The organism is Methylosinus sp. (assembly GCF_036560965.1).
Classification (GTDB): Bacteria; Pseudomonadota; Alphaproteobacteria; order Rhizobiales; family Beijerinckiaceae; genus Methylosinus.
This window is the reverse complement of record NZ_DATBQF010000074.1, coordinates 63,911-74,601: the sequence shown is the minus strand read 5'-3', so window position 1 is coordinate 74,601 and position 10,691 is coordinate 63,911. Positions and strand designations below refer to the sequence as shown.

7 protein-coding genes are annotated in these 10,691 nt (G+C 64.9%); all 7 read right to left on the bottom strand.

The window, feature by feature from the left end; genetic code table 11:
* Nucleotides 1-3: 3 nt before the first annotated feature.
* Complete coding sequence (locus VIF40_RS19520) at nucleotides 4-1,026, bottom strand: fatty acid desaturase (protein WP_331939184.1); 1,023 nt, start codon at nucleotides 1,024-1,026, stop codon at nucleotides 4-6.
* A gap of 935 nt (nucleotides 1,027-1,961) precedes the next feature.
* Complete coding sequence (locus VIF40_RS19515) at nucleotides 1,962-3,305, bottom strand: TolC family outer membrane protein (protein ID WP_331939183.1); 1,344 nt, start codon at nucleotides 3,303-3,305, stop codon at nucleotides 1,962-1,964.
* A gap of 127 nt (nucleotides 3,306-3,432) precedes the next feature.
* Entirely contained in the window at nucleotides 3,433-4,314 is an 882-nt protein-coding gene (locus VIF40_RS19510; protein WP_331939182.1) for an efflux RND transporter periplasmic adaptor subunit, read from the bottom strand.
* Nucleotides 4,283-6,280 carry a DEAD/DEAH box helicase gene (locus tag VIF40_RS19505; protein WP_331939181.1) on the bottom strand — a complete coding sequence of 666 codons (1,998 nt, stop codon included), beginning with the start codon at nucleotides 6,278-6,280 and terminating at the stop codon, nucleotides 4,283-4,285. Before VIF40_RS19505 ends, VIF40_RS19510 begins: the two co-directional genes overlap by 32 nt.
* The gene (locus tag VIF40_RS19500) at nucleotides 6,273-8,420 is read right to left on the bottom strand and encodes a PqqD family peptide modification chaperone (protein ID WP_331939180.1); all 2,148 of its coding nucleotides are present in this window, start codon (nucleotides 8,418-8,420) and stop codon (nucleotides 6,273-6,275) included. Before VIF40_RS19500 ends, VIF40_RS19505 begins: the two co-directional genes overlap by 8 nt.
* A gap of 9 nt (nucleotides 8,421-8,429) precedes the next feature.
* Nucleotides 8,430-10,319 (bottom strand): efflux RND transporter periplasmic adaptor subunit, encoded by a 1,890-nt coding sequence (locus VIF40_RS19495; RefSeq protein ID WP_331939179.1) that lies wholly within the window; start codon nucleotides 10,317-10,319, stop codon nucleotides 8,430-8,432.
* A 38-nt stretch (nucleotides 10,320-10,357) separates the two neighbouring features.
* Complete coding sequence (locus VIF40_RS19490; RefSeq protein ID WP_331939178.1) at nucleotides 10,358-10,678, bottom strand: DUF3467 domain-containing protein; 321 nt, start codon at nucleotides 10,676-10,678, stop codon at nucleotides 10,358-10,360.
* Between the last annotated feature and the right edge of the window lie 13 nt (nucleotides 10,679-10,691).

Sequence of the window (10,691 nt, the reverse complement as noted above, 5' to 3'; positions counted from 1 at the left end):
GCGTCAGACCGCTGGCGCTCCCGCCCACGCCGCGTCGCCGAGCGTGGAGAGAACGGCTCGCATCGCCTCGCGGTTGCTGAGCGTCACATAGGCGTAGCCGCATTCCTCCAGCGCTGCTTTCGTCGCTTCGCGCATTTGCGCCAAGCGTCGGCGGGGCAGGCTCGGGAACATGTGGTGCTCGATCTGGCTGTTGAGGCCGCCCGTCAACCAATCGAGAAACAGCGAGCTCGGCGTGTTGCGCGTTGCGCGCGCCTGCCGGTCATAGAAGCCCTTCGATTCCGTCGCGTCATAGACTTCCATGCCCGTGTGGTTGAGCACGAAGACGAAGGCGAGGATGAATCCGCCGACGAGCTGCGCGGCGAGGAACCAGAGCCAGCCGGTCCAGGCCGCCCCCGGGGTGAGAACGCCGGCGAGCGCGAACCCGGAAGCCCAATGGGCGGCGCAAAGCGTCGCTTCGGACCATTGCTTGTTCTTCACGGCGACGAGGATGCTCTGCCAGCTCCAATTGAAACGAGCGACCGAAAGAATCGGGAAGAACAATGGGACCTGATAGCGCGGCAACAGGAACGACAACGCTCGACCGAGCCCTGCGCGACGCGCCTTGGCGTTGTATTGCGCCAAAGATTTGTCCCAGACGAGCCAAGGGGGCGAGTCGATGTCGCCGTCGATCGGGGTGCGGGTTCCATCGTCTTCGACGCGGCAAGCGTTTGGGAAAGCGTGGTGCAGCTCGTGCTTTTCGACCCACCACGTCGAGCCGAAGCCTTGGGCGAGCGCAATGAGCCGCAATTTGATGCGCGCCTTCGTCTCGCTGCGTGGACCCCACTGGCTATGCGCGACGTCATGTCCGAGATAGGCCGTTCGCGGATAATGCAAGCCGAGAACGAGCACGCCGAACGCGGCGGCGACGCCACCCTCCGCGAGGAGGATGAAAGCGAGCGCAGGCGCCGCTACGAGCTCCAGGCAGCGCAGCGCCTGCTCCCAGAATGGGACGCTGTAATAGCCATTCTCGCGAGCCCAAGTCCTCAATTCCGCGATCCGGTGGGCTAAACCTTTCGCGTCCGGGGCGTTGACCGCACTCATATCTTGTTGGTTCACTGGAATACCCACGTAGCCGTTCGGCTACAGTCTGAGGCCGCAGACTGCCTATCGGGCGAAGGCGGGGCTTTTGTCAAATTTCGGTCGTAGGACCGCTCCGGCCGGCCGTCTTCGCCCCGGGGTTTTGTCACGAATTTCCTTTTTGGGCGAGTTAAACTCGGGATGACGAGCGAATTTACGTTCTGGCGCAAACGTTTCATGAAGCGCCCGGATCGACTGGGCTATAGAGCGAGCACGGCATTCCAGATATCAGGCGCATAGGTCTCTTTGATGCCCAGGGTTCGAGTTTGAACTGGCCTTTCCGGGGCCGATGCATGAGCTCGATGCCGGCAATAGTGATCGAGGCGGTTCGGAACCGTTTCAATTCGAGCGTTGGAGCCGAGCGTAGCTCGATCGCGCGATGAGCCTGTTCAATGGGATTATCGAGGCATTTCGACGACCGGACTTTGTCCGAGCGCCGGCGAGTGAGGCGAAAGTCCAAAAAAATTACGCCTTTTCATGGATTTGGGGGATAGAGCGTCATCGGAGCCCCTCCGCCGCCGATCGGCGAGGCCCTCAATTCGCTTCAGCGCGCCGATTTACACGCGAGATGGCGGCGTTCTGCGGGGGAGCCGCTTCCGAAGTGGAAACGAGGGCCGGCCGGGGGGGAGCGGCCGACCCATCATTCAAGAGTTGGCGAGGCCGGCGTTCCAAATCTTGCCATTGTTTGACGCGCTTCCAACGCTGAACCGGCAGCCGCTTCGGCCGAAAATCGTCGTCATCCGATTATCGTGGCGCAAGATCGCTTGGTCGAGCCATGAACGCGGTCGCGATCATGCGCGTTGGCGGGTCGAGGCCGTCGGCCGGCGTCTGCCCCGGCGGTGCCCTCATCTTTCGTCCGGCGTGTCCAGACCGATCCAAAGACCGCGCACTCTCTCCAGATTTTTGGTCGGATCGTAGCGTTCCACGTCTAGATTCAAACCATCCGCGGACAAGCCGCCGATCGACGCGAGCGCGGAACAAGAGGCGACGACGCGATCATGTTGCGCCGAGACCATTTTGACGCGGGCGTCGAACAGCGCCTGTTGCGCATTCAGCACGTCGAGAAGCACCCTTTGGCCGAACTCCGCCTCATTGCGGATTTGCACGAGCGCCGTCTCCGACGATCGAACCATTATTGCGCCGAAGCGCATTGCCGCGGTGGCGGCGGCGAGACGGCCGTAGCTCGCGGCGAGCTTGGCGCGCACCGCGCTGCGCTGAGCCGTGACATGAACCTGCGCCTGTCCGAGCTGCTGCTTGGCTTGCCTGACCGCGGAATATTCGGCGCCGCCGTCATAGAGCGGCACATTCAACGTTCCCGTCACTTGCGCCGAAAACTGCCTGGTGCCGGGATAGCCGAGATACGAATCGTATTGCTGAAAGACTTGGCCGCTCACGGAAACCGTGGGCATGAGCGCGCCCTCGGCGACCTTCACCGCCATCGTCGCCATATCCACCTGATGCAGAGAGGAGATCACCTGCGGATGCGCGACGATAGCGCGCTCGACCGCGCGTTCGACCGTGGTCGGCAATTCGCGCTCGCAGCCCAGCGCGGGCTCCAGCCGGTTCGGCGCCTGTCCGATCACCTCGCGATATTCGGCCACGCTCGCCCGCAACCCCTCGCGCGCCGCTGCATGGTCGGATTCGGCTTGCGCGAGCGCCGCCTCCGCCTGCGCGACATCGGCCACGGTCGCCGTTCCCGTCTCGGCGCGATCGCGCGCGACACGCAGCTGCTCGACGAGAACCGCGCGATTATGCTTGCGCAAGCCGAGCACAGCAGTGTCGCGCAGCACATCCATATAGACGGTGACGCCGTGCAGCAGTACCTCTTGCTCGGCGGCGAGCAGCGTCGCGCGCGCGGCGAGCACGCTGGACTCCGCCTGACGCATGGAATTGTCCGAACGCCATCCGTCGAAGACCGTCAGCGAGAGATTCAAAGCGCCGCTGCGCGGATGGCCGAAATTCTCATCATTGGTGTAGAGGCGATTGCGTAGCTGATCGCGTCCGCCGGGCTGCCGGACGCTGGATTTTTGCGGTCCGGCGCTGATCGAAACGCCCGCCTTCGGCCGATGTCCCGCCGCCGCCTTGGACACGTCCTCGTCGCGTATGCGCGCGATCGCGCGTTGCTCCTCGAGGTCTGGATTATTGGCGTAAGCCGAGGCCAGCGCGCCCTTCAATGTCTCCGCGCGCATGTTTTGCGCTCCGAGCGCGACAAAGCAGAGCAATGAAGCGCAAAAGCGCCGCGTTCCGCGTCGAGCGACGCGCATTTCCGCGTGACCATTCATCATGACGCCGCCACGAGATGCGCGTTCGCCGCCGTCATTTGGAGTCCCTCTCGCGCGCCGCTTCGTCGAAATCGAGCTTGCAGCGCTGGCCGCCGGGCAGCCGATTGTCCGGATTGGGCAGCATGAGGCGAACGCCGAATGTCGCGCTCGCCGGATCGAACACACGATCGACCACAGAAACGGTCGCCATATAGCGTCCGTCGGTCGGATCGTCCGGCGACACCATGGCGGTCGCGCCGACCTTCACGCGAGGATACATTGCGACCGGCAGAAACGCCTCGACGTGCAAGGGGTCGAGATGCACGATGCTCATGATGAAATTGTCCTGATGGACGAATTCGCCCGGCGACAGCTTGCGCTCGGCGACCACGCCTGCGACCGGGCTGCGGATCGTCCTCTGCTCGAGCACGGCGCGGGACCGCGCGACTTCGAGCTCGGCGAGGCGTAGCTCGACTTTTTCGCGCGCGAGGTCTTCCTCGGCGACGCGCATATCCGCTTTTTGCTCGTCCAATTTATCGCGCGTGAAGCTGTTCCGCTCGAATAATTCTCGCGCGCGCCCCATGCGCGCCCGGCTGAGCGTCAGCCGCGCCGCCTGGGCCTCGACGCGCGCCGCGCTCGCCGCGCGGGCCCGGTTCAATTCCAGCGTCGCGGCCTCGACGCTCGACTCGAGCCGCGCCACCACTTGGCCCTCGGCGACGATATCGCCGCGATCGACGAGCACGTCTGCGATCAATCCCGTGGTCGGGCTGCCGAGCTTGACCGCCATCGACGGATCGATGACGCAATCGAAACGTCGGTTCTGGGCGGGAGCCTGTTCCGCCGATGCGCCTTTGCATATCGCGAGCGTCATCGCGACGGCGATCACAGCGCGCAAGGCGCGTCGGCTATTCGGCTTTTCCAGTGAAGGCGAGCGCATGATCGAGAGTCTCGTCTCTATCCAATAATTCGCGACGCATATGAGCATGGAGCCGCTCCGCGTGTCTTTGCGCTGCACGAAGAGAAAAGCGCGCGGGCCAGGACCAGCCGGCTCGAATCATTACGTGAACTAAGTACCGCTCAAAGCGTAAAGCGTTTGTGTCCGTGACGCCGTCGTCGAGCGAAAGTATCGATTGGAAGGAGCCGCATTGTCCCTGTCGAGCGCAGCGTCCGGCGAGCTGACGATCGATTCTGCGGGCGTCGTGACGTTCCGACATTATGACATGCAGCCCTCCCAATTCGATCACATCGTCGTCGAGCTTGATGTCGGTCCCTCGGCCGGCCATGTTGGTCGCCACCGTGATGCGTCCGCGCCGACCGGCTGCGGCGACGATCTCCGCCTCGGCGGCGTCCTGCGCGGCGTTGAGAACGACATGCGGCAGGCTCGCCGCAGTCAGACTTTCGCTCGCCCTGCGCGACGACGCCACCGATCTCGTGCCGAGCAGCACCGGCGCGCCGCGGCGATGATGCTCGGCGATCGTCTCCGCGATGACGCGCCATTTCTCGGCCTCGGTCGCGACGATCCGATCGCGAAGCAGCGCGCGTTGCGAGGGCCGGTTCGTCGGCACGCGCGCGACGGCGAGCCGATAGACTCTCCAGAGCTCGCCGGACACCTCGGCCGCCGTTCCCGTCATGCCGGCGAGCCGCTGATAGCGTCGGAAAAATCGCTGATAGGTCATTCTGGCGATGGTGGCGCGGCCGCCGGAGAGAGCGCAGCCCTCCTTGATCTCGATCATTTGATGCAGCCCGTCGCTCCAGAAGCGATCGGCCATGACGCGCCCGGTGTATTCGTCGACGATCTCGACCTTGCCGGCGCGCACGATGTAATGCTCGTCACGATGGAAGAGCCGCATGGCGGTGATCGCCTGAAGCGTCCATTCTTCGCGTTGGGACGCGAGCCGCCAGCGGCCGCCGAGCGGCTGCGCCATCTCGGCGGCGCGCGCCCTGCCCGACGCCGTGAGGTCGGCTCGTCTTTCGTCGAGCCGGATCAGATAGTCGCGTCCCTCGCTCATCCGTCCGGCGAGCGCGAGCGCCTGAACGAATATCTCCTGGTCGGCGGTCGACGCGAGCGCGCGCGAGAGAATGAGCGGCGTGCGCGCCTCGTCGATGAGAATGCTGTCCGCTTCATCGACGATCGCAAAATGCAGGCCGCGCAGCAGCAGCTCTCGCGTTCGCCCCGCCGGCGCGGCGAGCGACTCGAATTTATGTCGCAGATCGCCGCTGCGCCGGCCGAGCGTCAGCCGATCGCGCAAATAATCGAAGGCGAGAGTCTTATTCGTGCAATAGGCGATCTCGCAGGCATAGCCCGCCTTTTTTTCCGCGGGCGCCATCTCCTGCGTCACGACGCCGACGCGCAGTCCCAGAAATTCATAGAGCGGCCGCATCTGCTCGGCGTCGCGGCGCGCGAGATAATCATTGGCGGTGACGACATGGGTCGGCACGCCGGCGAGCGCCGCTGTCGCCGCGGCCAGAGTCGCGGTGAGCGTCTTGCCTTCGCCCGTGTCCATCTCGGCGATCGTCCCGCCGAGCAGAATATTGCCGCCGATCAGCTGCACGTCGAAATGTCGCATGCCGAGCACGCGGCCGGACGCCTCGCGAATGACGGCGAAAGCCTCCGCGATCGCTTTTGGATCGCGCGCGCGACAATGATGCAGCGTGTCACGCAGCCCCCGCCCCCGCGCGCGCAGCTCGGCGTCGGACATTGCGCGCAGCTCGGCCTCATGCGTCGCGACGCGCTCGACGATGGAGACGGCGGCGCGCTCCACGAGCCGCCCGATCTGGGGAGCAAAGCGGGCCGTGAGCGCTTCGGCCGCGCGGTCCAACGGCCCGGAGCGGGGCCAGCGGCGCTCCGCATAGAGCCTGGGCCGCGGCAGTGGGCGGCGCTCCGGCGCCGATGCGTCAGACACCGAGCTGCCTCAGCAGCAATTGACGCGATGCGCGCCACAGACGCAAAGCGATCGGCTCGCCGCCGTGATCGAAGCGCACGAAGACACGTTCGCCGATGTTCATCCGCTCTTCCTGCGGCGCGACGCGCAGATCGATGTGGAATTGCGATTCGAGCGCGCGCGGCGCGTCCGTCCTCGTCGGATCGAGCGCAATGTCGCCGCCGCCGCGCCTGCTGAGCGCGAGGCTCGGCAATTCATCCAGGGCCGCCGGCGCTTCGCGTTCGACGACGGCGTGAACGACGCGATCGATGCGTCCGACGAATCTGACCTCGACCGTGGTCGTCCGGCTGCGGACGAGATCTATGTCCGATTGCGGAACCACGACGCGCACGACGGGATCGCCGTGCGCGACGACATAGCCGAGAAGATCGCCCTTCTTGACGAATTTTCCGGGAAGATCCGCCGCGCGCGGCAAGACGAGGCGGCCGGAATGCTCCGCGACGATTTCGAGATCCGCCATGCGCTGCCGGTTCAGCGCCAATGCGGCTTCGAGGCGGCGCAGCTCCTCGCGAAATATATTGGCCTGCACGAGGTCGGAATTGGCGACGGCCTCGAGCCGAAGGCGATAGGCCTCCGTCTGCGCCGCGAGCACCGCGGTCTCGCCGGCGAGGGCCGGGTCCGCCAATGTCGCCACGCGCGTTCCAGCCTCGATCTGGCGATCCTCGGCAGGAAGCGCGTCGATCACCTCGCCATCGGCGCGCACGCGAAGCGTGGATCTTTCCGGGACGGCGACGACGCCCTGCGCCATCGTCGCATAGGGCGCGGGAACGATCATCACCAGGAAAAGAAGGACCGCGATCGACAGGCTCGAGACGAGGATCGCCCTGCCCCGCACCCGCTGCAGCTGCGGATCGAAGAGAATGCGATGGACGCCCTTTGCGAGCGGCAGCGCGAGACCGGCGACGAGCCCCCATAGCGCGAGCAGGATTCCGATGACGAAGAGCCGCGAGCCGATGAACAGAGCGATGCCGAATGTCACCGACATGCGATAGAAGAATGAAGCCGTCGCATAGACGACGAACCATGGCGCCTCGCCCGGCGCGGTCGCCGGCGAGACGAGATGGTCGACGCCGAAGGCGTGGCGCTGCAGCAGATACAGCATATAGGCGTTGGCGCGCGCGCCGAGATTGGGAATCTCGATCAGATCGGCGAGAACATAATAGCCGTCGAAGCGCAGCAGCGGATTGCCGTTGACGAGCAATGTCGAGGCGCTGCCGATCAGCATCACGTCGAAGGCGGCGGCGCGCACAAATCCTTTCTCGACGAGAACCCAGACGATCATCGCCACTGCGGCGAGAAACATCTCGACCATGATTCCCGCCGCGCCGACGATGATGCGGCGCCGCTTTTCCTGAAACGCGGCGGAGGCGGAAGCGTCGACATAGGGAACCGGCATCAGCACGAGCAGCATGACGCCCATCTCATGCACCTCGCCGCCCCATCGCGCCGTCGCCATGCCATGGCCGATTTCGTGGAGCGCTTTGACGAGAGGATAGACGAGCAGCAGAAGGACGATATTTTCCGAGGACAGAACCCGGTCGGCCACATTGTGCGTCAGCGCGCTCCAATGCATACCCGCGAGCGCCGATCCGACGACGATCGTCGCGAGCCAGAAGGCGAAGCCCCACCAGCCGAACACGACTCTCGCCAAAGGCGCCGTTGCGGCGAGGACGCGCTCCGGATCGACCAGCGGAATGCGGATCGCGAGCGGATTGCGGACATTCTGGACGAAGCTACGCCGATTTTGCCGGTCCGCCCGATGCGCCAATTCGCCCATGTCCGGCGGAACGTCGCCGATCAGCAGATCGGCCGCATGAATCTGGGCGAGAAGACGAATGGTTTCGTCCTGAGTGGGCTGATCGTCGCCGTAACGCTCGCCCATCATTTCCCAGATCGCGTCGACGGTGCGGCGACCGTCCATGAGACAAACGATATTGTGCGCCAATGGCGAGAGACGATGAAATTGGCCGTTCTGCCGGTCCTGCAGAACATACCAGAGCTGGCCTCTATGGCGCTGCCGATGAATCCTTGCGTGGGCGCGCAATCGCGGCTTGAGATCGGCGACGCGATACCAGGACGTGCTGCGCAGCGGCGACGCCATGCCCTGCTCCTAATCCAGCCAGCGCCACGACCAGACCTTGAACCAATCGATCAATGATCGGGTCCAGATCCAGGCGACGCGACGCCGGCCCGCTTCCACCTTGCCGACGCCCTTCATGCCGGGCCGCAGCTTGGGTGAATTCCCGCGCAGCGCAGCTTCGATACGGAATGTGTTCACGCCTTCGTCGGCTTTCGCCACGGGCGTGATCTTCTCGACAATGAGCGGGAATGTCTCATTGGGGAGCGCCGCGATCAGCAGCTCGCCGGCCGCTCCGATCGTGATTTCGTTCACTTGGGCTTCGTCGACGTCCAGGACGATCCGCCAATCGTCGAGCGGGGCGATTTCGTACAGCGCCTGTCCGCGCTGGACCGCGGCGCCGATGGATTGGCTGAGATCGCCCGACACGACGAGTCCGTCGAAAGGCGCTTGCAGCTTCGTCCGCGCGAGCTGCTCGTCCGCCAGTCTTATCTGGGCTTCCGATTCCTGCATCTCGGCGCCGAGGATGCGCGTGTCGGCGCGATTGCGCGCTCCGCCGGCGCGTTCGAATTCATATTGCTTCTTTTGTCGCTCGGTGACCCAGCGCAGCCGCTCGAGCGCGAATTCGCGATCGTCGAGCGTCGCGAGCACGTCCCCATTGCGGACCTGGTCGCCCGCGCGCGCATGCGCTTCCTTGATGAAGCCATTGAATGGCGCGACGATCGCGCGTTGCACCCTGCCCTCGATCACGGCGTTGGCGGTCACGCGATAAACATCGGTCACGACATAGAGAGCCAGCGTCGACGCGATCAGCGCGAGCGCGAGGAGCTTGCTGCCGGCGTGTCCCGGTCCGAGCAGCTCCTGAGCTCTGTCGCGAAGCTGCTCCCACGCCTTCACGATCAACCAGCGATCGTCGCGGCGGCGAATGTCGAGGACCGGCCCGAGAGCGGCGGCGAGACATTCGAGGAGCTCGATCTCCTCCTGCTCGAATCGACGGTCCTTGTCGCGCTCGAATGTCATGGCGCCGATGAATTTGTCCTTGGCGAACATCGGCGTCGTCAGAATGGCGCCGCAGCCATGCGCCTCCGCCAATTCGCCATGGGCGCGCACGATGTGCGATTCTTCCGCGCGCGGCGGATAGAGAATGACGGCGTGCTGATCGATCGCCTCGTTCATCGCGCCGTTGAGCAGGCGGACGAGATTGAGGTCCTTGCCGAAATGCGCGCTGTGAGAGATGGCGGCGACGCGCACGCCCGTGTCCTGCGCGAATCCAAGGCTCACCCGCTCGCAGCGTTGCAGCGAAGCGAGCTCGGTGACGCTGGCGCGGCAAGCGGGCGCGAAGCCCTCTTCCTCGAGCGCGATGGCGAGCATGTCGAGAACGCCGGTTATCCGGCGGAGCCTATGTGTCGTATCCTCGGCCGCGTCCATGCGCAGACGTTCGCGGATCCAGGCGACGCCCCATTGCAATTGGCGCGCGGCGAGCCGCAATTGCGCCGCGCCGTCGCCTTGGATCTCGACAGCGGCGGCGCCGAGAACCGTCCCGTCGATGATGATCGGATAGGCGATTTGCGCCGGCGCGGATGGCGTTCCGGCCTCGGCGGTCGGTTTCTGCGCTACGCCGCGGCGCTGGGCGACCGTAAGGTCGATGGTCGAATGAAGGCGCGCGAGCGCGTCGACGCCTTCCGGCCAAGACACCACGCGGCGACCGCCGTTGCTGTCCCGCAGCGCGACCGCGCCGCAGCTCGCAAAGGAGATCATTCCGCATTGCAGCGCGAGCCAGGCGGCGAGAAGCGCCTGCAAATCGTCGGCGTCGTCGAGGCGCTTCCACAGCGCCTGTTCGAGCACCGCGACGCGCTCATCGTCGAGGAGCCTGGTCCTTTCGGGGGGCCGCAGAGCGCTCGCCCCCTCCGTGCTCGCGAGCATTGTCAAGGCGTCACCGCCGCGCCGGACGTGCGGCGCGTTCAGCGCCCGTCGATCTTCAAGGCGCCGTGGCGGGTTTCATATTCTCTGAGCACGCCGGCGAGAGCCACGCTCAAGCGCTTGGCCGCATGCGGGCTGAGGATGACGCGATCGGTCAATTCGACATGCACCTGACGTTCGTTGCCGATGTTCCAGGTCTTATTGGTGCCGAAGAACAGATCCACTTGCTCGAGCGTGCTCTGAATATTCACGACATTGGCGAAATGCGTGACCATGTTGCTATCGTCCCAGACCACCGCGGATTGGCGAACGCCCTCGGCAATATCGGCGGCAGGCTGCACATTCGACTCGACGAGATCCATTTCGACGACTCCA

Bases quoted from the DNA above. Each gene is read 5' to 3' on its own strand.
- VIF40_RS19515 (WP_331939183.1), bottom strand. From the start codon at position 3,305: ATGCGCGCGGAGACATTGAAGGGCGCGCTGGCCTCGGCTTACGCCAAT.
- VIF40_RS19510 (WP_331939182.1), bottom strand. From the start codon at position 4,314: ATGCGCTCGCCTTCACTGGAAAAGCCGAATAGCCGACGCGCCTTGCGC.
- VIF40_RS19500 (WP_331939180.1), bottom strand. From the start codon at position 8,420: ATGGCGTCGCCGCTGCGCAGCACGTCCTGGTATCGCGTCGCCGATCTC.
- VIF40_RS19495 (WP_331939179.1), bottom strand. From the start codon at position 10,319: ATGCTCGCGAGCACGGAGGGGGCGAGCGCTCTGCGGCCCCCCGAAAGG.
- VIF40_RS19490 (WP_331939178.1), bottom strand. From the start codon at position 10,678: ATGGATCTCGTCGAGTCGAATGTGCAGCCTGCCGCCGATATTGCCGAG.